Source organism: Ramlibacter tataouinensis (assembly GCF_027941915.1).
In the GTDB taxonomy this organism is placed as follows: domain Bacteria; phylum Pseudomonadota; class Gammaproteobacteria; order Burkholderiales; family Burkholderiaceae_C; genus Ramlibacter; species Ramlibacter tataouinensis_C.
In genome coordinates this window covers 2,145,711-2,168,661 of sequence record NZ_CP116009.1, presented here as the reverse complement: position 1 = coordinate 2,168,661, position 22,951 = coordinate 2,145,711, and the positions used below count along the sequence as shown (strand labels likewise).

Annotated in this window: 25 protein-coding genes; 14 read left to right on the top strand and 11 right to left on the bottom strand. The window is 71.1% G+C overall.

The genetic code is table 11. The features are described 5' to 3' along the window. The first annotated feature begins 1 nt into the window (after nt 1). Both PE066_RS10155 and PE066_RS10150 read left to right on the top strand, forming a co-directional pair. Nucleotides 2-1,225: a THUMP domain-containing class I SAM-dependent RNA methyltransferase gene (locus PE066_RS10155; protein ID WP_271236416.1), complete on the top strand. Its 1,224-nt coding sequence runs from the start codon at nt 2-4 to the stop codon at nt 1,223-1,225. Next, nucleotides 1,218-1,679: a putative toxin-antitoxin system toxin component, PIN family gene (locus PE066_RS10150; protein ID WP_336298457.1), complete on the top strand. Its 462-nt coding sequence runs from the start codon at nt 1,218-1,220 to the stop codon at nt 1,677-1,679. Before PE066_RS10155 ends, PE066_RS10150 begins: the two co-directional genes overlap by 8 nt. Here PE066_RS10150 and PE066_RS10145 read toward each other — a convergent pair. The 7 genes from PE066_RS10145 to PE066_RS10115 form a co-directional block, all read right to left on the bottom strand. Next, nucleotides 1,625-2,446: an isocitrate lyase/PEP mutase family protein gene (locus tag PE066_RS10145; RefSeq protein ID WP_271236553.1), complete on the bottom strand. Its 822-nt coding sequence runs from the start codon at nt 2,444-2,446 to the stop codon at nt 1,625-1,627. The two genes, PE066_RS10150 and PE066_RS10145, sit on opposite strands and share 55 nt — an antisense overlap. Before the next feature lie 43 nt (nt 2,447-2,489). Next, a complete protein-coding gene (locus tag PE066_RS10140) occupies nt 2,490-2,978 on the bottom strand; it encodes a CinA family protein (protein ID WP_271236414.1) in 489 nt (162 codons plus the stop codon). After that, the gene (locus tag PE066_RS10135; RefSeq protein WP_271236413.1) at nt 2,963-3,520 is read right to left on the bottom strand and encodes a phosphatidylglycerophosphatase A family protein; all 558 of its coding nucleotides are present in this window, start codon (nt 3,518-3,520) and stop codon (nt 2,963-2,965) included. The genes PE066_RS10140 and PE066_RS10135 overlap by 16 nt, the downstream gene beginning before the upstream one ends. A 36-nt stretch (nt 3,521-3,556) precedes the next feature. Continuing rightward, a complete protein-coding gene (locus PE066_RS10130) occupies nt 3,557-4,057 on the bottom strand; it encodes a thermonuclease family protein (protein ID WP_271236412.1) in 501 nt (166 codons plus the stop codon). A 49-nt stretch (nt 4,058-4,106) separates the two neighbouring features. Then, nucleotides 4,107-5,093, bottom strand: a complete 987-nt coding sequence (thiL, locus tag PE066_RS10125) for a thiamine-phosphate kinase (RefSeq protein ID WP_271236411.1) — start codon at nt 5,091-5,093, stop codon at nt 4,107-4,109. Between the two features lie 54 nt (nt 5,094-5,147). After that, entirely contained in the window at nt 5,148-5,405 is a 258-nt protein-coding gene (locus PE066_RS10120; protein WP_271236410.1) for a GlsB/YeaQ/YmgE family stress response membrane protein, read from the bottom strand. A gap of 107 nt (nt 5,406-5,512) precedes the next feature. After that, nucleotides 5,513-6,406, bottom strand: a complete 894-nt coding sequence (locus PE066_RS10115) for a LysR substrate-binding domain-containing protein (protein WP_271236409.1) — start codon at nt 6,404-6,406, stop codon at nt 5,513-5,515. A 121-nt stretch (nt 6,407-6,527) separates the two neighbouring features. On the opposite strand from PE066_RS10115, the gene PE066_RS10110 reads away from it, so the two are divergent. After that, nucleotides 6,528-7,514 carry a Bug family tripartite tricarboxylate transporter substrate binding protein gene (locus PE066_RS10110; protein WP_271236408.1) on the top strand — a complete coding sequence of 329 codons (987 nt, stop codon included), beginning with the start codon at nt 6,528-6,530 and terminating at the stop codon, nt 7,512-7,514. Between the two features lie 2 nt (nt 7,515-7,516). Beyond that, entirely contained in the window at nt 7,517-8,794 is a 1,278-nt protein-coding gene (locus tag PE066_RS10105; RefSeq protein WP_271236407.1) for a hypothetical protein, read from the top strand. A gap of 36 nt (nt 8,795-8,830) precedes the next feature. On the opposite strand, the gene PE066_RS10100 is transcribed toward PE066_RS10105, so the two are convergent. Genes PE066_RS10100 through apaG form a run of 3 tightly spaced genes read right to left on the bottom strand, consistent with a single transcriptional unit; the run spans nt 8,831 to nt 11,665 of the window. Beyond that, nucleotides 8,831-9,946 carry a YbdK family carboxylate-amine ligase gene (locus tag PE066_RS10100; protein WP_271236552.1) on the bottom strand — a complete coding sequence of 372 codons (1,116 nt, stop codon included), beginning with the start codon at nt 9,944-9,946 and terminating at the stop codon, nt 8,831-8,833. 55 nt (nt 9,947-10,001) lie between these two features. Next, entirely contained in the window at nt 10,002-11,255 is a 1,254-nt protein-coding gene (locus tag PE066_RS10095) for a cation:proton antiporter (RefSeq protein WP_271236406.1), read from the bottom strand. Between the two features lie 29 nt (nt 11,256-11,284). Further along, nucleotides 11,285-11,665: a Co2+/Mg2+ efflux protein ApaG gene (apaG, locus tag PE066_RS10090; RefSeq protein WP_271236405.1), complete on the bottom strand. Its 381-nt coding sequence runs from the start codon at nt 11,663-11,665 to the stop codon at nt 11,285-11,287. Nucleotides 11,666-11,708: 43 nt separating this feature from the next. On the opposite strand from apaG, the gene rpe reads away from it, so the two are divergent. The 3 genes from rpe to gph all read left to right on the top strand — a co-directional run bounded on the left by rpe (nt 11,709) and on the right by gph (nt 15,611). Beyond that, nucleotides 11,709-12,392: a ribulose-phosphate 3-epimerase gene (gene rpe, locus PE066_RS10085; RefSeq protein ID WP_271236404.1), complete on the top strand. Its 684-nt coding sequence runs from the start codon at nt 11,709-11,711 to the stop codon at nt 12,390-12,392. 367 nt (nt 12,393-12,759) lie between these two features. After that, nucleotides 12,760-14,910, top strand: coding sequence for a catalase (locus PE066_RS10080; RefSeq protein WP_271236403.1), 2,151 nt, complete (start codon nt 12,760-12,762; stop codon nt 14,908-14,910). A 38-nt stretch (nt 14,911-14,948) separates the two neighbouring features. Beyond that, on the top strand, nt 14,949-15,611 hold the full coding sequence (gene gph / locus PE066_RS10075) for a phosphoglycolate phosphatase (protein ID WP_271236402.1): 663 nt from the start codon (nt 14,949-14,951) through the stop codon (nt 15,609-15,611). On the opposite strand, the gene PE066_RS10070 is transcribed toward gph, so the two are convergent. Continuing rightward, a complete protein-coding gene (locus tag PE066_RS10070) occupies nt 15,608-16,195 on the bottom strand; it encodes a chalcone isomerase family protein (RefSeq protein ID WP_271236401.1) in 588 nt (195 codons plus the stop codon). The genes gph and PE066_RS10070 overlap by 4 nt on opposite strands. Nucleotides 16,196-16,497: 302 nt before the next feature. Here PE066_RS10070 and trpE point away from each other — a divergent pair, with 302 nt between their 5' ends. Genes trpE through PE066_RS10035 form a run of 7 tightly spaced genes read left to right on the top strand, consistent with a single transcriptional unit; the run spans nt 16,498 to nt 22,878 of the window. Beyond that, nucleotides 16,498-17,997 (top strand): anthranilate synthase component I, encoded by a 1,500-nt coding sequence (gene trpE / locus PE066_RS10065; protein WP_271236400.1) that lies wholly within the window; start codon nt 16,498-16,500, stop codon nt 17,995-17,997. Then, the gene (locus PE066_RS10060; protein ID WP_271236399.1) at nt 17,994-18,566 is read left to right on the top strand and encodes an anthranilate synthase component II; all 573 of its coding nucleotides are present in this window, start codon (nt 17,994-17,996) and stop codon (nt 18,564-18,566) included. The genes trpE and PE066_RS10060 overlap by 4 nt, the downstream gene beginning before the upstream one ends. Before the next feature lie 53 nt (nt 18,567-18,619). Beyond that, a complete protein-coding gene (gene ltaE / locus PE066_RS10055) occupies nt 18,620-19,609 on the top strand; it encodes a low-specificity L-threonine aldolase (protein ID WP_271236551.1) in 990 nt (329 codons plus the stop codon). A gap of 8 nt (nt 19,610-19,617) precedes the next feature. Next, entirely contained in the window at nt 19,618-20,268 is a 651-nt protein-coding gene (locus PE066_RS10050) for a LysE family translocator (RefSeq protein ID WP_271236398.1), read from the top strand. A gap of 31 nt (nt 20,269-20,299) precedes the next feature. After that, nucleotides 20,300-21,331, top strand: coding sequence for an anthranilate phosphoribosyltransferase (gene trpD, locus PE066_RS10045; protein ID WP_271236397.1), 1,032 nt, complete (start codon nt 20,300-20,302; stop codon nt 21,329-21,331). 3 nt (nt 21,332-21,334) lie between these two features. Continuing rightward, the gene (trpC, locus tag PE066_RS10040; protein WP_271236396.1) at nt 21,335-22,123 is read left to right on the top strand and encodes an indole-3-glycerol phosphate synthase TrpC; all 789 of its coding nucleotides are present in this window, start codon (nt 21,335-21,337) and stop codon (nt 22,121-22,123) included. Further along, nucleotides 22,120-22,878: a uracil-DNA glycosylase gene (locus tag PE066_RS10035; protein ID WP_440480593.1), complete on the top strand. Its 759-nt coding sequence runs from the start codon at nt 22,120-22,122 to the stop codon at nt 22,876-22,878. The genes trpC and PE066_RS10035 overlap by 4 nt, the downstream gene beginning before the upstream one ends. The last annotated feature ends 73 nt before the right edge of the window (nt 22,879-22,951 follow it).

The following is a 22,951-nucleotide window of genomic DNA, read 5'->3' as shown; positions in this document are numbered from 1 at the left end:
CATGAACCTTCAATTGTTCCTGCCCTGCGCGGCAGGTGTCGAGGACTTGCTGGCCGACGAGGTGCATGCACTGACCGGACTGGTTGGCGAGGACCTGCTGGTCGGACGCGGCGGCGTGATCGCGCGCAGCGGCTGGCGCGAGGCGCTGCGGCTGAACCTGCACAGCCGGCTGGCGCAGCGCGTGCTGGTGCAGCTGTCGCACACCCCCTACCGATCCGAGCCCGACCTGTACGAAGCCGCGGCGGTGGTCGGCTGGGAGGCCTGGTTCACGCCGCGCCAGAGCTTCAAGGTGGAGATCACGGCGCAGCACAGCCCGCTCAAGAGCCTCAATTTCGCCGCGCTGAAGATCAAGGACGCGGTGGCCGACCGGTTCCGCGCCAAGGCCGGCAGCCGGCCGGACGTGGACACGCAGCGGCCCGATGTGCGCCTGTTCGCGCACCTCACGGCCAGCCACTGCACGCTCTACATCGACACCAGCGGCGAGCCGCTGTTCAAGCGCGGCTGGCGCGAGGACAAGGGCGAGGCGCCGTTGAAGGAGACGCTGGCGGCCGCCATGATCGCCGCCAGCGGCTGGCAGGCCGACCGGCCGCTGTACGACCCCTGCTGCGGCAGTGGCACGGTGGCGATCGAGGCGGCGCAGCTGGCCTGCGGCATCGCGCCGGGCAGCCTGCGGCGCTTCGGCTTCGAGCGCCTGCTGCCGTTCCAGCCGCACGTCTGGCAGCAGCTGAAGGATGAGGCGCGGGCCGCGCAGCACCCGGCCACCGCGCCCGTGTTCGGCAGCGACGTCGCCTTCCGCATGGTCGATTTCGCGCGCCGCAACGCCGAGCGCGCCGGCGTCGCCGCCGCCATCGAGTTGCGCGGCGGCGATGCGCTGCAGCGCCTGCCGCCGTGCGAGGCGCCCGGGCTGATGCTGCTCAACCCGCCCTACGGCGAGCGCATCGAGACCGCCGGCGTGGCCGGCCGGGCCCAGCGCGGGCGCGAGCGGCCGCAGGCCGAGGATGGCCAGGACTTCTTCGCGGCGCTGGCGGCGCACTGGAAGCGGCACTACGCCGGCTGGACGGCCTGGGTGCTGACACCGGACCTGAAGCTGCCCTCGCGCATGCGGCTGAAGGAATCGCGCCGCGTGCCCCTGTGGAACGGCCCGATCGAGTGCCGGCTGTTCCGCTTCGACATGGTGGCCGGTTCGGCCCGGGCGAAGGAAGGCGATGCAGCGGCTGGTGCTTGACACCAACATCGTGCTGGACGCCTTCCTGTTCGGCGACCCGGCCGCACGGCCGCTGCATGACGGATTGGTCGCCGGGCAACTGCACTGGCTGGCCACGGCGGCCATGCGCGAGGAACTGCAGCGGGTGCTGGACTATCCGCAGCTGGTGCCCTGGCTGGCCAACACGCGGGTGGCGCCGCACGACGTGCTCGCCGCTTTCGACCGGTACGCGCAGCCGCTGCCGGCGGCGCCGCGGGCGCCACTGTGCTGCCGCGACCCCGACGACCAGATGTTCATCGACCTGGCGGTGCAGCAGCGCTGCACGCTGCTGAGCAAGGACCGGGCGGTGCTGGCGCTGGCCCGGCGGCTGGCGCAACTGGGCGTGCACGCCGCACCGGCCCTGGGCCGGGCCGGCGGCGATCAGCCGCCGAAGGCGTCGTTGAACCAGTCGGTGGACGGCACCTCGCGCGCATAGCCGAAGGTGCCCTGGTCGCGCATCTCGCGGCCGGCCGCCAGCAGCGCGGCATAGGCGGTGCGCGCCAGCGAGCCGCCCACGCTGATGCGGCGCACGCCCATCGCCTGCAGCTGCGCGAGGTCCAGCCCCATGCCGGGCGCGCCCATGATCACGTTGACCGGCTTGGTCACGGCCGCCAGCACGGCGCGGATCTGCCCGGCCGTCTTCAGTCCCGGGGCGAACAGCACGTCGGCGCCGGCGGCTTCGTAGGCCTGCAGCCGGCGGATCGTGTCGTCCAGGTCGTCGCGCCCCCACAGGTGGTTCTCGGCACGGGCGGTCAGGGTGAACGGGAACGGCAGCGCGCGGGCCGCCTCGGCCGCGGCCTGCACGCGCTCGCGCGCCAGCGACAGCTCGTAGATCGGGTCGTCCACCGGTCCGCGGCAGTCCTCGATCGAGCCGCCGACCACGCCCGCTTGCGCCGCCAGGCGGATGGTTTCGGCCGCGTCTTCCGGCCGGTGGCCGAAGCCGTTCTGCAGGTCGGCGCTGACCGGCAGCGAAGTGGCGGCGCAGACCTCGCGCAGGTGCTGCAGCTTGGCCTGGCGCGTCACGCCCATGTCGGGCAGCCCGCGCGAGAAGGCGAAGCCGGCGCTGCTGCTGGCGAGCGCCTGGAAGCCCAGCGACTCCAGCAGCCGGGCCGAGCCCACGTCCCAGAAGTTCGGGATCACGAAGCAGCCCGGTTGCGCATGCAGTTGCACCATTCGCTGCGCCTTGTCGTGCTGCGATGCCAGGGCGCGTCCGCTGTTTTGGCCAATTGCGTCGGGTTCGTTCATGTCAGGCTCCCTGGAGCAGCGCCAGCAGGCGCGCGAGTGCATGCTGCACGGTGGCTTCCCGGATGGCTTGTCGATCGCCGTCGAACCGGACGGTCTCGCTCGACAGGTGGCCGTCCACCGAGAAGCCGAACCAGACGGTGCCGACCGGCTTGTCGGCGCTGCCGCCGTCCGGCCCGGCGATGCCGGTGACCGCGACCGCCGCCTGCGCGCGCGAGCGGCGCAGGGCGCCGAACGCCATGGCGCGCGCCACCACTTCGCTGACCGCGCCGTGGCTGGCGATGGCCTGCTCGTCCACGCCCAGCAGCTCGGTCTTGGCCGCGTTGGAGTAGGTGACGAAGCCCCGTTCGAACCAGTTGCTCGAGCCCGGCAGCGCGGTGCAGGCGGCGGCGATCAGGCCGCCGGTGCAGCTCTCGGCGCTGGCCAGCATCCAGCCGCGGCCGCGCAAAACCTGCGCCAGTTCCTCGCACAAGGCGTTCAGGCGAGCATCCATGCGAATCGAACCCCCAGGGCCAGCACCAGCAGCGTGCAGAAGGCGGCGACCAGGTCGTCGACGATCACGCCGAGCCCGCCGCGCCAGCCAAAGCCATGGAACAGGCGGTCGGCCCAGCCGACCGGACCGGGCTTGGCCGCGTCGAAGTATCGGAACAGTGCGAACGCGAGCAGCTGCGCCAGCCAGCCGGCCGGCGTCAGCAGCCACAGCACCAGCCAGAACGACATGATCTCGTCGACCACGATGGCGCCGGGGTCGGCCACGCCCAGGCTGCGCGCGGTGACGGTGCTGGCCCACCAGCCCACCGGCACGCTGGCCAGCACCGCCCAGCCGAGCGCGGCCGGCGACAGCCAGGCCTGCAGCACGCCGAACGAGACCCAGGCCCACAGCGTGCCGACGGTGCCGGGGGCCACCGGGCTGAGCCCGCAGCCGAATCCCAGTGCGATGAGATGGGCTGGGTGCGACAACATGAAGTGCGCGCTGGGTCGCCCGCCCACGGTTCGCAGGGGTGCTTCCAGGGACGAAGGCAGCGGCACGCTCATGCGGCCAATGGTAGCGGGGGCCGGTGGCGCCTGCGCTCAGCGCGGGTCGGGCGGCGCGCAGGGGCCGTGCAGCTTGCGAAACCGCGCCGGCTCGACGGGTTGGCTGTCGCTCCACAGCCCGCGGCGGGCCTGGCGCGCCTGCGCCTGTAGGCCGGCGTAGGGGCCGGGATCGCGCCGGTAGCGATAGGACCAGGCCAGCCCGCTGAACACCAGCCAGCTGCCCACGTCGTGCCCCGACCACTGCAGGCGCGCCAGCGTGCGCCGGTAGTCGTCGCGGCCGCGCTCGTCGACCCGCACCGGCTGGCGCAGCAGGCGCTGCTGCAGCGCCATCCGCGCCTGCAGGCCGAAGCGCTGGCAGGACTCGGGCGCGTCGATGCCCTGGATGCGCACCTGGATGGCCGGCCCGCCCCAGGAAGGGCGCACCCAGACCGTGTCGCCGTCGGTGACGTGGACCACGGTGGCCAGGTAGCTGCGCGGCTGCGGCAGCGCCGCCAGCGGCAGCCAGAGGGCGGCGAGGAGCAGCAGGCGGTGCAGCATGTGCCTTCCACAACGGCCTGCCTGCCGCGGGCGCGGACAGGCGCGGCCTTCAGGCGAAATGGTCGTAGGAGCGCAAGGGGCGCTCGAGCGCTTGGCCGGCGGCATCGAGCAGGCGCAGGCCGGGCTCGGCATCGACGCGGCCGATGCGGGTGACCGGCGTGCCGCTGGCCGCGCCCGCGGCTTCCACGGCGGCGCGGTGCTGGGGCGGCGCGGTGAAGGCCAGTTCGTAGTCGTCGCCGCCGGCCAGCACGCAGTCCAGCTGGACTTGCGGGTCCGGCAGGCTCCCGGCGGCCGCGGCCGGCCGGCGCACGGCCAGCAGTTCCAGGGCGGCCGCCGCCTCGAGGGTGGCGCCGGCGCCGGAGCGCCGCAGCAGGTGGCCCAGGTCGCCCAGCAGCCCGTCGCTGACGTCGATCGCGGCGCTCGCGATGCCGCGCAGCGCCTGCCCCAGCGCCACGCGGGGCGTGGGCCGCTCCATGCGCTCGCGCGCCGGTTCGAACAGCGCCGGCGGCAGCGACAGCGTGCCGCGGAACACCTCGAGCGCCAGCCGCGCATCGCCGAGCGAGCCGCTGACCCAGACGTCGTCGCCGGCGCGCGCGCCCGAGCGCAGCAGCGCCTGCCCGCGCGGCACCTCGCCGAACACCGTGATGCAGATGGCCAGCGGGCCGCGCGTGGTGTCGCCCCCGGCCAACTCGCAGCCATGGGCATCGGCCAGCGCGAACAGGCCCTGCGAGAACGCCGCCAGCCAGGCCTCGTCGGCCGCCGGCAGCGCCAGCGCCAGCGTGAAGGCGAGCGGCCGAGCGCCGCAGGCGGCCAGGTCGCTCAGGTTGACCGCCAGCGCCTTGTGGCCCAGGCGCCGCGGGTCCACGGTGGACAGGAAGTGCCGCCCTTCCAGCAGCATGTCGCACGAGACCGCCAGTTCGTGGCCGGGCGAAGGCGCCAGCAGCGCGCAGTCGTCGCCGACGCCCAGCGGCACCTGCGCAGAGGCGGGCCGCCCGCGGCGCAGGAAGAAGCGGTCGATCAGCTCGAATTCACCCATGGGTCGGGCGAGGATAACCGCCCGCTGCGCGGCGGCTGGCCGCCCACGGTGGGATCAGGTGCGGCGCGAGCTGCCGCGCACCAGGCCGTAGATCACCAGCAGCACGATGGCGCCGACGATGGAGGCGATCCAGCCGGCCGGCTCGCCCTCGCGGTACCAGCCCAGCGCCATGCCGGCGTAGCGCGCGAGGAAGGCGCCGGCAATGCCCAGCAGGGTGGTCATGACCAGCCCCAGCTTGTCGTCGCCGGGCTTGAGGGCGCGGGCCAGCAGCCCGACGATGAAACCGACGACGATGGTTCCGATGATCGACATCTGGCAAGCCTCCGGTCCGGGCACCCGCGGATCGGGTGCTGGGGGCATTCTGGGAGGGCCGCAGCGGCGCGGCTGTAGGACGGTGGCGGCGCCGCCGGGGCGGCCGACTAGATCCGTTTCAACTCGGCCGCCACCAGGGCCACGAACGCGTCGGCCATGCGCGAGGGCGCCAGGTGCGGGGCATGGCCCAGCACCACCTGCACGTCGCGCCGCGGCAGCAGCGGCACGATGCGCAGGTCGCGCGCGAACACCGAGGCCACGTACGGGTTCACCACCCCGACGCCGGCGCCCTCGGCGGCCAGCCGGCAGATGGTGAACGAATAGCTGGTCTCGATGCCGCCCACGGGCTGCACGCCGTACTCGTGCAGCAGCCGCTGCAGCTGCAGCTGCAGGTCGTCGTCGGCGGGCAGCGTCAGCAGCGTCTGCTGGCGCAGGTCGCGCACGTGCAGGCGCTGCCGCCCGGCCAGCGGGTGGTCCGGGTGCATGACGCACACCACGGCGGCCCGGTGCAGCACCGTGGCCGAGGCCGGCGCCATGCTGGAGGGCATGGTGGACAGCACCAGGTCGAAGGCGCCGCCGTGCAGGCCTTCCCACAGCTGGAGCCCGCCGCGGGTGTGCAGGCTGACGTGCACCTCGGGGTGCTGGCGGCGCAGTGCCGCGACCGTGCGCGGCAGCACGCTCAGGCCCAGCGCCGGCGTGCTGCCGATGCGCAGCGTGCCGGCGCCGGCGTGGCGCAGCACGGCCACGCGCTGCTCGATCCGGGCCAGCCCGAGGAAGTTGCGCTCGATCACCTCGAACAGGTCGCGCGCCTCCCGGGTGGGCCGCAAGCGCCCGCGCTCGGCCTCGAACAGCTTCAGCCCGGTGGCGGCCGCCATCTGGCCCAGCAGCCGGCTCACCGAGGGCTGGGTGGTGTGCAGCACGGTGGCGGCGGCGGTGGTCGTGCCGGTCTGCATGACCGCGCGGAAGGCTTCGATCTGGCGGAACTGCAGCGGGCGGGTCATGGGGTGCGCGGGGTATATCGGATCTGCATGGGGTGTTGGGAACAAAGCATTTTATGGACTGGTCTGCGCACCCTAGACTTTTCCCATGGCCCCGATGGCGGGGCTTTCCGAGGAGACTCCAATGAACGCTCGCACCAGCCGCCGCGGCTTCGTCTGCGCCGCTGCCGTACTCGCCACGCTCGCCGTGCCGGCGCAGGCACTCGCGCAGCAGGACTTCCCCAACCGGGGCCTGCGCATCGTCGTGCCCTTCACCGCCGGCGGCAGCTCCGACGTGCAGGCCCGCATGCTGGCCGAGCGCCTGTCGCGCGTGTACAAGCAGTCGGTGGTGGTGGACAACCGGCCGGGCGCCGGCGGCCACATCGGCGGCAAGGCGGTGGTGGATGCACCGGCCGACGGCTACACGCTGATGCTCGGCTCGATCGGCCTGCATGCCACCTATGGCGTCTACAAGAAGCTGCCCTACAACCCGTCGACCGACTTCAAGGTGCTGACCGTGCTGGCCGAGATGCCGCACGTGATCGTGGCCAACCCGGCGCTGCCTGCGGCCAACGTCAAGGAGCTGGTGGCACTGGCGCGACGCGAGCCGGGCGCGATCAACTTCGGCTCGGCCGGCATCGGCTCCTCGGTCCACATGATCGGCGAGCTGTTCCGGTTCACGGCCGAGGCGCCGATGACGCACGTGCCCTACAAGGGCAGCTCGGCGGCCCTGAACGACCTGCTGGGCGGGCAGATCCAGCTGATGTTCGAGAACCCCCCGACCACCCTGCCGCACGTGCGCGCCGGCAAGCTCAAGGCGCTGGCCATCACCGGCAAGGCGCGCTCGGCCGCGCTGCCCGAGGTGCCGACGGTGGCCGAGTCCGGCCTGCCCGGCTTCGAGGCGACCTCGTGGACCACGGTGGCCGTGGGCGCCAAGGTGCCCGATGCGATCGCCGACCGCCTGAGCGCCGACATCCGCAAGATCATCACCAGCCCCGAATTCGTGGAGGCGCTGGCGGCCCAGGGCATGACGCCGGTGGCCAACAGCCGCGAGGCGGCGACCCGGTTCATCGCCGCGGAGAAGCAGCGCTGGGATGCCGTCATCCAGAAAGCCGGACTGGCCGCGGATTGAGCATGCAACATGGAATCGTGAAGTCGCCCTGCCCGGTGCGACGGGTGGGCGATGGCGCCCAGCACCACTTCTTCGGCTACTACAACAAGACCAACTGGGATCGCAGCGGGCGCTACCTGCTGGCACAGCAGGTGCCGTGGAAGGACGCGCGGCTGACGCCCGAACTGGCCGCCGGCATCGGCTACTTCGACCTGGCCCAGGGCGATCGTTTCGTGCGCGTGGGCGAGACGCGCGCCTGGAACTGGCAGATGGGCAGCCAGCTGCAGTGGCTGGACGCCGCCCCGGGGCTCAAGCTGATCCACAACGAGCGGCGCGACGGTGCCAACGGCCGCTACCCGGGCTTCGGCAGCGTGATCGTCGATGTGGACAGCGGCGCGCGCCGCGAGCTGCCGCTGCCGGTGTACGTGGTCGCGCCCGACAGCCGCTACGCCCTGTGCGTGGACTACCGGCGGCTGTACGTGACGCACGAGACCATCGGCTACAGCGAGCACGGCGGCCGCTTCGAGCTGCCGCTCGCGCCGGCCGACGACGGCATCCACCACATGGACCTGGCCACGGGAGAGGCCCGGCTGGTGGTCAGCTACCGGCAGCTGCGCGAGTTCCATCCGCGCGCGTCGATGGAGCGGGCGCTGCACTGGGTCAGCCACATCGAGATCAACCCGGCGTCCTCGCGCGTGCTGTTCCTGCACCGCTGGACCGAGCGGGTGCAGGACGAGACCTGCTTCCTGCACCGCCTGATCACCATGAACCCCGACGGCTCGGACCTGCGCCTGCTGGAGTGCTCGGACCACCCGCTGCCGCAGCTGGCGGCGGATTTCGATCCGTCGGCGGTGGGCACCTTCGACTACGAGAAGTCGGAGTACCAGATCTCGCACCCGCTGTGGCGCACCGACCGCGAGATCGTCGTCTGGGGCCCGCACGCCGGCGAGATCCACTACCAGCTCTACGAGGATGCCGACGGCGGCGCGGTGCGGGCCGTGGGCACCGATGTGCTGACCGAGAACGGCCACATGACCTTCTCGCCGGTGAACAAGCGCTGGCTGCTGAGCGACACCTACCCCGACGCCTCGACGCACGAGCGCATCCTGTTCCTGTACGACGTCGAGACCGGCGTGCGGCACGACCTGGGCAGCTTCTACGCCGACCCGAAGCTGAGCAAGGAGAACCGCTGCGACCTGCACCCGCGCTGGAGCCGCGACGGCCGCCAGGTGTGCATCGATTCGGTCCACGAGGGCGACCGCCAGATGTACCTGGTGGACGTCAGCCGCATCGTCGGCTGAGCCCCTTCGTGCCGGCCGGCCGCGCGGCCGGCCGCCTCAGCCCCGGCCCTTGAAGCGCTCGCCGGCCTGGCGCACCACCTCGGCCAGCAGGCGCTCGCGCATCTGCTGGCGGCGCAGCCAGCGGGCGTCGTTCAGGCTCTTGCCGGCCTCCTGCACCACCTGCTCGATGGCCGGCCAGGCGCCCAGCCGCTGGGCGTGCGGCGCGATCTGCTGCAGCGTGAGCTGGATGTGCTCGCGCAGCGGCATGTGGCGGCCGCTGACCGGGTCCACGTACACCGCCTCCAGTCCGAAGCGGCAGGCCTGGAAGCGGTTGTAGGTGTAGACCATGTAGTCGTCCTCGGCCGGCATGAAGGGCTGGTCGTGCAGGAACCACGACGCCAGCGACTGCACCAGCCCGGCCAGCGCGGCGGCCCGCTCGATGGTCAGCGGCGTGTCGAACACCCGGATCTCGATCGTGCCGTACTCGGGCTTGGGCCGGATGTCCCAGTAGAAGTCCTTCATGCTCTTGACCACGCCGGTGCGGGTGGTCTTGGCGAAGAAGGCCTCGAAGCCGTCCCAAGACAGCGTGAACGGCGCCCGGCCCGACATCGGGAAGGCGAACACCGAATTCAGCCGGGCCGAATCGAACTGGGTGTCCTGGCCCTGCACGTAGGGAGACGAGGCCGACAGCGCGATGAAGTGCGGGATGTAGCGCGACATCCGGTGCAGCATCAGCAGCGCCTCGTCGGCGCCGGGGCAGCCCACGTGCACGTGCTGGCCGAAGATGGTGAACTGCTTGGACAGGTAGCCGTACAGCTCGGACAGCTCGCGAAAGCGCGGCCGGTCGTAGATGCGCTGCTGGTGCCACTGCTGGAACGGGTGGGTGCCGCCGCCCACCACCGCGATGTTGAGCTTGTCGGCGCAGCGCACCAGTGCGTCGCGCAGCTGGCTCAGCTCGCCCAGCACGTGCGCGGTGGAGTCGCACACGCCGGTGGAGATCTCGATCATGCTCGAGGTCATCTCGGGCACCACCGAGCCGGGCAGCTCCAGCTTGCGCATCAGGCGCAGCATCTCGTCGGAGTAGGGCGCCAGGTCGTAGTCGTGGGTGTTGACCAGCTGCAGCTCCAGCTCCACGCCCAGTGTCAGCGGCGCGGACCGGCGGAACGGCTCCAGCTCCGGCGCGTCGTGCGCCGAGTCGCCGGCGGGGGTGAGGTCGTGCAGCACGGGTTCAGGCACGCTGCACCCCCGAGGCGGGGGTGCCCGCGGTCGGCTCCGGGCGCGTGCCTTCGCCGGCGCGCTGGATCACGAAGGTGGCGACGATCGCGCCCAGCACTTCCACCAGCAGGATCGCCGGCAGGGCGATGCTGGCGATGCGCGGCCCCAGCGAGGGGGAGGCGGCGGTAAATTGCGCCACCAGCAGCAGCGCTAGCGAGGACATCGGCGACATCGCCGCACCGGTCATCAGCGCCTGCTTCCAGCTGGTGCCGCTGCCGGGGTTGGCAAGCAGCGCGCCGAATATCTTGGCCAGCCCGCGTGCAGCCACCAGCGCCAGCACCAGCCCGGTCACCGCCGGGTTCCAGTCGGCCTGGGCGGCGACCACCGAGACCAGCACGAAGCTCAGCATCACCAGCAGCGAGGCGGCGGTGCCGAGCTGGCGCGGCCAGGCCCAGGGGCGCGGATTGAGCTGCTTGAGCAGCAGGCCGGCCAGCAGCGCCGCCAGCGGCGCCGAGCCGCCGAAGTGCGAGGCCAGCGCGGTGCCGGCGGCGATGCTGGTGATCAGCAGGATGGAGGTGTTCTCGCTGGTCGGGATCATGAAGCGCAGCGCGGTGCGCAGCACCAGCGCCAGCCCGGCGCCGACCACCACCGACAGGCCCAGCACCACGGCCACCGGGAACAGCAGGGCCAGCAGGTTGGTTTCCTCGCTGTGCATCATGCCGGCACGCGCCGCCACCAGCGTCAGCGCGTACAGCGCGCCGAGCGTGGCCAGCACGATCACGCGCTCGGTCACCGGCCCGGCCGCCCGCATGTCGCCGAACACGCGGCTGAGCACGGCCGGCGAGGAGGCGATCGAGATCAGGGCCAGCGCGTCGGCCACCGAGGGCCGCACGCCGAGCCACAGCAGGGTGAAGTAGACCGCCGCGTAGGTCAGCGCCGCTTCCAGCAGGCTTTGCAGCAGCACCATCGGGTTGTGCCGGAACCAGCGCAAGGCGATGCGGCCGCCGGTCTCGAACAGCACCACCGACACGCCCAGCTCCAGCAGGAACAGGCCGATGCCCTGCAGCGGCCAGGCGGCGCCGGGAAAGCCGAGCAGGCCGGCGATCGCGCCGACCGCCGAATAGCCCACCACCTTGGGCAGGGCCAGGTGCCGCTGCACCAGGTGGCCGGCGGCGGCGGCCACCGCCAGCAGCAGCGACCATTGCACGGTGGGCAGGCCGGCGGAGGGCCGCAGCCACTCGCCCCAGAAGGCCGTGATCTCGTTCAATTCGTCTCCCGTCAGGAAGGCGTGCCGCCTCAGTGCAGCACGCGCTTGGCGCCGTCGTCCAGCAGGAAGGGCGCGATTTCAGTGTCGAAGCGTTCGCCGTCCTCGGCGACGCAGAAGTAGCTGCCCTGCATGCTCCCGGTGGGCGTGCGCAGGCGGCAGCCGCTGGTGTACTGGAACGACTGGCCGGGCTGCAGCAGCGGCTGGTGGCCGACCACCCCCAGGCCCTTGACTTCCTGCACCTGCCCGGCGGCATCGGTGATCACCCAATGCCGCGAAATGAGCTGGGCCGCCACTTCGCCGGTGTTGGTGATGGTGATGGTGTAGGAGAAGCTGAACACGCCCTGCTCCGGCGCCGATTGCTCGGGCAGGTAGTCGGGCTGCACCTCCACTCGGAACTCGTACCGCGGCATCGCCCGATGGTACCCGGCGGGTCGCGGCTGCGAGAATCGGGCCATGAGCACCCCGCATCGCATCGCCCCGTCCATCCTGTCGGCGGATTTCGCGCGCCTGGGCCAGGAAGTGCGCGACGTCATCGCCGCCGGCGCCGACTGGATCCATTTCGACGTGATGGACAACCATTACGTGCCCAACCTCACCTTCGGTCCGATGGTGTGCGCCGCGCTCAAGCCGCATGCGCAGCGGGCCGACGGCACGCCCGTGCCGGTGGATGTGCACCTGATGGTGCAGCCGGTCGATGCGCTGGCGCAGGCCTTCGCCGAAGCGGGCGCTGACTACATCAGCTTCCACCCGGACGCGACCGCACACCCGCACCGCAGCGTGCAGGCGATCCGGGCGCGCGGATGCAAGGCCGGGCTGGTGTTCAACCCGGCGGCGCCGCTGGACGTGCTGGACTGGCTGATCGACGACATCGACCTCATCCTGATCATGAGCGTCAACCCCGGTTTCGGCGGCCAGGGCTTCATCGACTCGGCCCTGCGCAAGGTCGAACAGGCGCGCCGGCGCATCGAGGCCTGCGGCAAGGACATCCGGCTGGAGGTCGATGGCGGTATCAAGACCGACAACATCGCGCGGGTGGCAGCCGCCGGCGCCGACACCTTCGTGGCCGGCAGCGCCATCTTTGGCCAGCCCGACTACCGCGCGGTCATCGACGCGATGCGCCGCGCGCTGGGCGGCTGAGCCGGCCAGGCCAGGCGCCTTCCTCTCAGGACCGCGCCCGCCCGCGCTGTCGCCGTCCGGCTGTCGGCTCGCTCCTACGCTCGCTGCCGGCCCTGTCGGACGAAGCGGCCCGCTGCCGGGCTACGGGCCGATCCCCATGAGCTTGGCAGAGTGGGGGGCCTCGAACGCGGGTCGGAAGGAGGCAGCCGTGGAAGTGATCGCCGCAATGCCGGACTGGCTGGTTTGGTGCGCCGCGGGCGGGGCCGCCGCGGTCGCGTTGGCGGTGGTCGTCAACACGATCGAAGCCGCCCTCGACCTCGATACCTGAGCCGAACACACCCGTGCGCACCTGCGTTCCTGCGCGGGGATGCGGCAGCCAGGAGCAACCATGGCCCAGTCCAAGGCGGACGCCCAGCGCCGATCCCGCAATGGCGACGCCGCCAACGCCAAGCACAGGCAGCTCGAATCCTTCATTCGCCCGACCGAGGGCCTGCTCACCACCAGCCAGGGGGTGGTGGTTCCCGACAACCACAATTCGCTGCGCGCCGGCGCGCGCGGGCCGACGCTGCTGGAAGATTTCCAGCTGCGCGAGAAGCTCACCCATTTCGACCACGAGCGGATTCCGGAGCGGGTGGTGGGCGCACGCGGCGCCGGTGCCCATGGCTTCTTCGAGCTGTACAAGTCCTTGCGCCCGTTCACCAGCGCCGACTTCCTGCAGGAAGCCGGGCTGCGCACGCCGGTGTTCGTGCGCTTTTGCGGCATGACCGGCGAGCGCGGCTCGCCCGACACCGTGCGCGACCTGCGCGGTTTCGCCGTCAAGTTCTACACGCGCGAGGGCAACTACGACCTGGTGGGCGCGAGCGCGCCGGTGTTCTTCGTGCAGGACGCGATGAAGTTCCCCGACTTCGTGCATGCGCTGCGGCCCGAGCCGCACCACGGCATGCCGCAGGCGTCCAGTGCGCACGACAGCTTCTGGGACTTCGTCTCGCTGGCGCCGGAGACCACCCATGCGCTGATGTGGCTGATGTCGGACCGGGCGGTGCCGCGCAGCTGGCGGATGATGGACGGCTTCGGCGTGCACAGCTTCCGCTTCGTCAATGCGCACGGGGCGGCGCACTTCGTCAAGTTCCGCTGGCGCCCGCGGCTCGGTTGCCACGCGCTGGCCTCGGACGAGGCCCGGCGCCTGGCCGGCGAGGACCCCGACTTCCACCGGCGCGACCTGTGGGAAGCCATCGCGCAGGGCGCCTTTCCGGAATGGGAGCTCGGCCTGCAGCTGGTGGAGGAGGGCAAGGCCGACGCGCTGGGGATCGACCTGCTGGACTGCACCAAGCTGATTCCGGAGGAGCTGGTGCCGGTGCAATGGGTCGGCAAGCTGGTCCTCAACCGCAACCCGGAGAACTTCTTCTGCGAGGCCGAGCAGGTGGCCTTCAACCCGGCCCACCTGGTGCCGGGCATCGACTTCAGCAGCGACCCGCTGCTGCAGGGCCGGCTGTTCGCCTACCTCGACAGCCAGGTCGGCCGCTTGGGCGGGCCCAACTTCCACGAACTGCCGATCAACCGCAGCCTGTGCCCCTTCCACAACTTCCAGCGCGATGGCCGGCATCGCGCCGAAATCCCGGCCGGCCCGGTGGCCTATGAGCCCAACACGCTGGCCAGCGGGGCCGAATTCCGGGTCGATGGCAGCCAGCAAGGCTTCCAGAGCCACGCCGAGGCGATCGAATCGCCCAAGCAGCGGCGCCGGCCAGCCAGCTTCGAGGACCACTTCAGCCAGGCCGCCCTGTTCTGGAACAGCCAGGGTGCGGCGGAGAAGGACCACATCGTGGCCGCGTTCCAGTACGAGTTGTCGCGCGTGGACACGCCGGCGATCCGCCAGCGGTTGGTCGACAACCTGGCGCACGTCGATCCGCGGCTCGCGCGCAAGGTGGCTGAGCCGCTGGGCCTGGTGGCCGACGCCCGGGCCGCCGCCGGCCGGGCCGGGTTCCGCGAGCGGCGCGGCCGCCTGCCGCTGGAGTCGTCGCCCTCGCTCAGCATGGAGCGCGCCGACAACCCGGTGGCCACCCGCCGGGTCGCGGTTCTGGTGGCGGCCGGCGTCGAGATCGGCGCGCTCAAGATCATCCAGCAGGCCCTCGCCGAGCAGCAGGTGAGCGTGAAGGTGGTGGCGGCGCACCTGGGCGTGGTGTCCACTTCGTCCGGGCAGCAGTTGCCGGTTGACCAGTGCCTGCTGACCACCTCGTCGCTGGCGTTCGATGCGGTGCTGGTGCCGGGCGGGGCCGCGCACGCCCGGGCGCTGGCGCAGGATGGCCGTGCCCTGCACTTCGTGCTGGAAGCCTACCGCCACTGCAAGCCGCTCTGCCTGATCGGCGATGCGGCGGAACTGCTGCGGCCGGTGGGGCTGGGGCCGGGATCGCCGTCGGCCGATGGCGTGCTGATCGCCAAGGGAGAGCCGGCCGAGCGGGTGCCGCTGGCACAGGCCTTCATCGGCGCCATCGCCCAGCACCGGCATTGGGGCCGCGCGCGACTGGAGGCGGTGCCGGCCTGAGCGGCAGGAGCAGCAAGCCATGCGGCACACTCGCCCGCATGACCTCACGCACCGGATGGCAGGCCGCGATCGTCGACCTGGACGGCACCCTGATCGACACGCTGGGTGACTTCACGGTGGCCCTGAATGGCGCGCTGGCGGAACTGGAGTTGCCTGCGCTGCCTGCCGCCGCCGTCGAGCGGCTGGTCGGCAAGGGTTCCGAGCACCTGGTGCGGTCGGCCCTGCGCGAAGCCGGCGGCGAGCCGGCGCTCTACGAAGCCGCCTGGAGTGCCTACCAGCGCCACTACGCCCGGATCAATGGCCGCCATGCGGCGGTGTATGCCGGCGTGCGGCAGGGCCTGCAGCAGTTGCGTGATGCCGGCCTGCGCCTGGCTTGCGTGACCAACAAGCCGACCGGCTTCGCCCGCGAGCTGCTGCGGCAGAAGGAGCTGCTGGCGTTCTTCGGGCCGGTGTTCGGCGGCGACGCCTTCGAGCGCAAGAAGCCCGATCCGCTGCCGCTGCTGGAGGCTTGCCGCGCGCTCGGCTCGGCGCCGGCGCGCACGCTGGTGATCGGCGATTCGAGCAACGATGCCGCCGCGGCGCGGGCGGCCGGCTGCCCGGTGCTGCTGGTCGGCTATGGCTACAACCATGGCCAGCCGGTGCGCGCCGTCGATGCCGACGGCTTCCTCGACTCGCTGGCCGAAATCGGCGCCTGGCTCTAGGCAGGCTTGCCCAGCAAGGCTTCCTTGAGCTTCCAGTCGGCCGGGTTGGGCCCCAGCCAGATGCGCAGCAGCGCGTTGAAGAACTCCTGCTCCTTGAACGGCTCGCCCTGGGGGACGCCCTTGACCGTGACGACGGCGCCGGTGCCGGGAATCCAGTCGATCATGAAGCTCTCGCCGGGGTTGAGCTTCTTGTGCTCGCTGAAGATCTGGCTCATGCGCATCACCCCGGGGATCAGCCGGGAGAACGCGGTCTTGTCCATGTTGTCCTCCATGCCGCGCGAGAACAGCTTGCCCAGCTCGCCCGAGTCGATCTCGCGCAGCATGGTGATGCTCATGCGCTTGGCGCCCGGCATGGCCAGCACCTCGTCGGTGCTGGCGGCCTTCTTCGGCAGGTACAGCCCGGCCGTGTACACCTTGAAGACGGCCTTGTAGCGCACCCCGGCGCCATTGAGCTGCAGCTTCGCGCCCCGCAGCTCGGCGCTGTCTTCGTACTTCACGCCCGACAGGGTCACGGGTTCGGCCTGCGCCACCGCGCAGAGCACGAGTGCCGCCAGGACGGCGGCGAGCGACCGGAAGACTTTCATGGCGTTTCTCCTTGAAAAGAACGATCGTTCGTTTTGGTTAACCGATTGTTGCAACCGGGTTCGAGCCGGGGCAACAGGGTTTCTGCGGTGAAAGGGCTTTGCTACACTGGCCCGCAATGTCCATCCACCGCACCCTTCTGACAGGCAGCTCCGGCCGGGGAGCCTGGCCCTGGCGCAAGCCAGTCAACGTGCGTTCCTGATCTGCACGGGGCACTCCCCGTGCCCCCGCTGTCCCACCCGCTGGGACAACCCCCGAATGGAAAAGCGGCCCCGTGCCGCGCGAGCTTGTGGAGGCTCACCCCGTGATCACCGAACTTGAGTTCAAGAGCCTTGCATTGCAGGGCTACAACCGCATCCCCCTCATTGCGGAAGCGTTCGCCGACCTCGAAACCCCGCTGTCGCTGTACCTGAAGCTGGCCCACGGGCGCGGCAACGGCCGCCACAGCTTCCTGCTGGAGTCGGTTGTCGGCGGCGAGCGCTTCGGCCGCTACAGCTTCATCGGCCTGCCCGCGCGCACGCTGCTGCGCGCCAGCGGCTTCGGCGCCGACGCGATCACCGAGGTGGTCACCGACGGCAACGTGGTCGAGCGCGCCCGCGGCAATCCGCTCGATTTCGTCGCGGCCTACCAGCAGCGCTTCAAGGTGGCGCTGCGGCCCGGGTTGCCGCGCTTTTGCGGCGGGCTGGCTGGCTATTTCGGCTACGACGTGGTGCGCCACATCGAAAAGAAGCTGGAGAAGACCTGTCCGCCCGACACCCTGGGCTGCCCCGACATCCTGCTGCTGCAGTGCGAGGAGCTGGCGGTCATCGACAACCTGTCGGGCAAGCTGTACCTGATCGTCTATGCCGACCCGGCCCGCCCGGAAGCCTTCAGCAATGGCAAGAAGCGGCTGCGCGAGCTCAAGGAGCAGCTCAAGTACTCGGTCAGCGCGCCGCCGGTGCGGCCCTCGGCGGGCTTTCCGGCCGAGCGCGAGTTCGCCAAGGCCGACTACCTCAAGGCGGTGGAGCGCGCCAAGGAGCTGATCGCCGCCGGCGACTTCATGCAGGTGCAGGTCGGCCAGCGCATCAAGAAGCGCTACACGGAGTCGCCGCTATCGCTGTACCGGGCGCTGCGCTCGCTCAATCCCAGCCCCTACATGTACTACTACGACTTTGGCGAGTTCCAGGTGGTGGGCGCCTCGCCGGAGATCCTGGTGCGGCAGGAGCAGGTCGAGCAGGGCCGCAAGATCACCATCCGGCCGCTGGCCGGCACCCGGCCGCGCGGCGCCACGCCGGAGCAGGACAAGGCGATCGAGCAGGAGCTGGTCAATGATCCGAAGGAGCGGGCCGAGCACGTGATGCTGATCGACCTGGCCCGCAACGACATCGGCCGCATCGCCCAGGTCGGCAGCGTCAAGGTGACCGAGGCCTTCGCAGTCGAACGCTACAGCCACGTGATGCACATCGTCAGCAACGTCGAAGGCCTGCTCGAGGAGGGCATGAGCAGCATCGACGTGCTCAAGGCCACCTTCCCGGCCGGCACCCTGACCGGCGCGCCCAAGGTGCATGCGATGGAGCTGATCGACCAGCTCGAGCCGAGCAAGCGCGGCCTGTACGGCGGCGCCTGCGGCTACCTCAGCTACGCCGGCGACATGGACGTCGCGATCGCCATCCGCACCGGCATTGTCAAGGACCAGACTTTGTACGTGCAGGCCGCCGCCGGCGTGGTCGCCGACTCGGTGCCCGAGCTGGAATGGAAGGAGACCGAAGCCAAGGCGCGCGCGCTGCTGCGCGCCAGCGAGCTGGTCGAGGAGGGCCTGGAATGAAGCTGCTGATGATCGACAACTACGACAGCTTCACCTACAACCTGGTGCAGTACTTCGGTGAGCTGGGGGCGCAGGTGGAGGTGTTCCGCAACGACGAGATCACGATCGAAGGCGTGGCGGCGCGCGCGCCCGACCGGCTGGTGATCTCGCCCGGCCCCTGTTCGCCGGCCGAGGCCGGGATCTCGGTGGAGGCGATCCGGCACTTCGCTGGCAAGCTGCCGATCCTGGGGGTGTGCCTGGGACACCAGAGCATCGGGGCGGCCTTCGGTGGCCGCATCGTGCGCGCCGCGCAGCTGATGCACGGCAAGACCAGCGAGATCACGACCACCCGCGAAGGCGTGTTCGCCGGCTTGCCGGAGCGCTTCACCGTCAACCGTTACCACTCGCTGTCGATCGCCCGGGAGGGCTGTCCCGAATCGCTGCGCATCACGGCCTGGACCGGCGACGGCGAGATCATGGGCGTGCGGCACCGCGAACTGCCGATCCAGGGGGTGCAGTTCCACCCCGAATCGATCCTCACCGAGCACGGCCACGCGATGCTGAAGAACTTCCTGGAGCAGGCCGCGTGAACCGCCCGGTCGTCGACCTGCGCAGCGACACGGTCACGCGGCCGACCGCGGCCATGCGCCAGGCGATGGCGACCGCGCCGCTGGGCGACGACGTGTTCGGCGACGATCCGAGCGTCAATGCCCTGCAGGAACAGATCGCGTCGATGCTGGGGTTCGAGGCTGCGCTGTTCGTGCCGACCGGCACCCAGTCCAACCTGTGCGCCGTGCTGGCCCACTGCCAGCGTGGCGACGAGTACCTGGTCGGCCAGCAGCAGCACTGCTACCGCTGGGAAGGCGGCGGCGCCGCCGTGTTCGGCAGCGTGCAGCCGCAGCCGCTGGAGCATCAGGCCGACGGCACCCTGGCGCTGGCCGGCATCGAGGCCGCCATCAAGCCGGACGATCCGCACTTTGCCCGCACCCGGCTGCTGGCGCTGGAGAACACGCTGGGCGGCAAGGTGATACCGCTGGATTACATCGAGCGGGCGACGGCGCTGGCGCGAAGCAGGGGTCTGGCGACGCACCTGGATGGCGCGCGCCTGTTCAATGCGGCGGTCGCCATGGCCGGCGAAGGCGGGGATGCGCGGGCAGCGGCGCGCGGCATCGCCAGCCGCTTCGATTCGGTCTCGGTGTGCTTCAGCAAGGGGCTGGGTGCGCCCGCGGGGTCGACGCTGTGCGGCTCGAAGGATCTGATTGTCCGCGCCCGCCGCATCCGCAAGATGGCCGGTGGTGCAATGCGGCAGGCCGGGATGCTGGCCGCAGCCGCCTCCCATGCACTGGACCACCACGTCGAGCGGCTGGCGCAGGACCACGCGCTGGCGCGGCGCCTGGCCGCGGGACTGGCCGGCATCAAGGGCCTGCAGGTGGAGCCGCCGCAAACGAACATGGTTTTCGCCGACCTGGTGGGGGCCGCGCGCGAGCGTTCGGCCGACCTGCTGGCCGCGCTGCGAGCCGAAGGCGTCCTGGCGACGGGCCTGTACCGCCTGCGCTTCGTCACCCACCTGGACGTGGACGCGGCCGCCGTCGACCGTGCCGCCGCCGCGGTCCGCCGCTTCCTTGCCGGCTGAGGACTTCCGTGCCCGATCTGCAACACCTCCTGCTGTTCATCGCCGCCGGCTGGCTGCTCAACCTCACCCCGGGGCCGGACGTGCTCTACATCGTCAGCAACGCGCTGCGCTCCGGTGCGCGCGCCGGCATCGTCGCCGGCCTGGGCATCACCGCCGGCTGCTTCGTGCACGTGTTCGCGGCGGCGGTGGGCGTGGGCGCGCTGCTGGCGGCCTCGGCCACCGCCTTCGCCGTGCTGAAATGGATGGGTGCGGCCTACCTGCTGTGGATCGGCGCGCGGCTGCTGCTGGCCCGCGCGCCACAGGCGACGGCCGACCTGGCGGCGCTGGCCCGGTCGCAGCCGGCCAGCCTGCGCGCGGTCTTCCTCGGCGGCTTCTGGACCAACGTGCTCAACCCCAAGGTGGCGATCTTCTTCCTGGCCTTCGTGCCGCAGTTCATCGCGCCCGATGCCGCGCACAAGGCCTGGGCCTTCGTGTTGCTGGGCGTGCTCTTCAACCTCAACAGCATCCCGGTCAACAGCGGCTGGGCGCTGGCGGCTGCCTGGATGGCGCGCCGCCAGTCGATCCAGCGCAGCCTGCACTGGCTGGACCGCGCCGCCGGCGTCATGTTCGTTGCCTTCGGGCTGCGCCTGGCACTCACCGACGCCCCGCGCAGCGCCTGAACCCAGCCCTTCGCCCCTCTCAGGAGCCCCCATGTCCATCACCCCCCAGGAAGCGCTGCAGCGCACCATCGAGCACCGCGAGATCTTCCACGACGAGATGCTCAAGATCGTGCGGCTGATCATGAGCGGCGAGCTGTCGCCGGTCATGACCGCCGCGCTGATCACCGGCCTGCGCGTGAAGAAGGAAACCATCGGCGAGATCACCGCGGCCGCCGAGGTGATGCGCGAGTTCTCCACCAAAGTCCACATCGCCGACCGCATGAACCTGGTCGACATCGTGGGCACCGGCGGCGACGGCTCGCACACCTTCAACATCTCGACCTGCTCGATGTTCGTGGCCGCCGCAGCGGGCGCCAAGGTCAGCAAGCATGGCGGCCGCAGCGTCAGCAGCAAGTCCGGCAGCGCCGACGTGCTGGAGAGCCTGGGCGTGCAGATCAACCTGAAGCCGGAGGCGATCGCACGCTGCGTGCAGGACGTTGGCATCGGCTTCATGTTCGCGCCCAACCACCATCCGGCGATGAAGAACGTGGCGCCGGTGCGCAAGGAGCTGGGCGTGCGCACCATCTTCAACATCCTGGGGCCGCTGACCAACCCGGCCGGCGCGCCGAACATCCTGATGGGGGTGTTCCACCCCGACCTGGTGGGCATCCAGGTGCGGGCGCTGCAGCGGCTGGGCGCCGAGCACGCGCTGGTGGTCTATGGCCGCGACGGCATGGACGAGGTCAGCCTAGGCGCCGCCACCCTGGTGGGTGAACTCAAGGACGGGCAGGTGACGGAGTACGAGATCCATCCCGAGGACTTCGGCCTGCCGATGGCCAGCAACCGGGCGCTCAAGGTGGAGACGCCGGAGCAGTCGCGCGCCATGCTGCTGGGCGTGCTGGACGGCCAGCCGGGCGCCGCCAGCGACATCGTGGTGTTCAATGCCGGGGTGGCGCTGTACGCCGCCGACGTGGTGGCCAGCATCCAAGACGGCATCGGGCGCGCGCGCGCTGCGATCGCCTCGGGTGCGGCCAAGGCCAAGCTCGAGCGACTGGTGGCGCTGTCGCACCAACTGGGCGGCTGACGCATGGACATCCTCGAGAAGATCGTTGCCGTCAAGCGCGAAGAGGTCGCGGCGGCGAAGAAGAAGCTGCCATTCGAGGCCATGCGCGCGGATGCGGAAAGCCGCGTGCTCACGCGCAACTTCGAAGACGCGCTGCGCCGCAAGATCGCCGCCGGCGCCAGCGCCGTGATCGCCGAGGTCAAGAAGGCCAGCCCCAGCAAGGGCGTGCTGCGGCCCGACTTCGTGCCGGCCGACATCGCACAGAGCTATGCCGGGCATGGCGCGGCCTGCCTGTCGGTGCTGACCGACCGCCAGTTCTTCCAGGGCCACCCCGACTACCTCAAGCAGGCCCGGGCCTCGTGCGACCTGCCGGTGTTGCGCAAGGACTTCATGGTCGATCCGTACCAGGTGTATGAATCGCGCGCCATGGGGGCCGACTGCATCCTGCTGATCGCGGCCTGCCTCGACGACGGCACGATGGCCGAGCTGGAGCAGATCGCCCGCGGCCTGGACATGGCGGTGCTGGTCGAGGTGCACGATGGCGCCGAGCTGGAGCGCGCCCTGAAGCTGAAGACGCCGCTGGTGGGCATCAACAACCGCAACCTGCGCAGCTTCGAGGTGTCGCTCGACACCACGCTGGCGCTGTTGCCGCAGGTGCCGCCGGAGCGGCTGCTGGTCACCGAGTCCGGCATCCTGGCGCCGGCCGACGTGCAACGCATGCGCGCCGCCGGCGTCCATGCCTTCCTGGTCGGCGAGGCCTTCATGCGCGCGCCGGAGCCGGGCGAGGCGCTGGCGGCGCTGTTCGGCTCGTGAGCGCGGGCCGCCAGGCGGCCCTGCCGCTGACCCCCCAGCCGGCGTCCCGGCTGCTCGACTGGGACCCCTCGACCCTCGCGCTGGCGCCGGGCTGGCGGCCGGTGGTCGATCGCTTCTTTGCCGGCGACAGCGGGCGCAAGCTTTCGGCTTTCCTCCGCCAGCGGCTGGCGGCGGGCGCGGCCATCTATCCGCCCCGGCCCCTGCGGGCGCTCGAGACCACCCCGCTCGACCGGGTGCACGCCGTGATCCTGGGCCAGGACCCTTATCACGGCGTGGGACAGGCCGAGGGGCTGGCTTTTTCGGTGCCGGCGGGGGTGCGCATCCCGCCTTCGCTGCGCAACATCTTCAAGGAACTGGGCTGCGGCAGCGAGCGGCCGCAGCCGGTCAGCGGCTCGCTCGTGCACTGGGCCGAACACGGCGTCCTGCTACTCAACGCGGCGCTGACCGTCGAGGACGGCCAGCCGGGCAGCCATGCCCGCCAGGGCTGGGAACTCCTGACGGATGAGCTGCTGGCGCTGGTGGCGGCCACCGCCAGCCCCTGCGCCTACCTGCTCTGGGGCGCTCACGCCCAGGCCAAGGCCGGGCTGATCGAGCGCACGGCACGGGCCCACGGCCGGGAGGCCCTGCTGCTGCAGGCCAACCATCCATCGCCGCTGTCGGCCGCCCGGCCGCCGGTGCCGTTCCTCGGCTGCGGCCACTTCGCGCAGGCGCGCGAATGGCTGGCCCGGCGCGGCCAGCCCGGCTTCTTCGGCTGATACGCGACAATCTGCGCCATCGCCGAGGCGTCGAAGGCGCTGGCGCAACCGAAACATGGTATATTCGACGGTT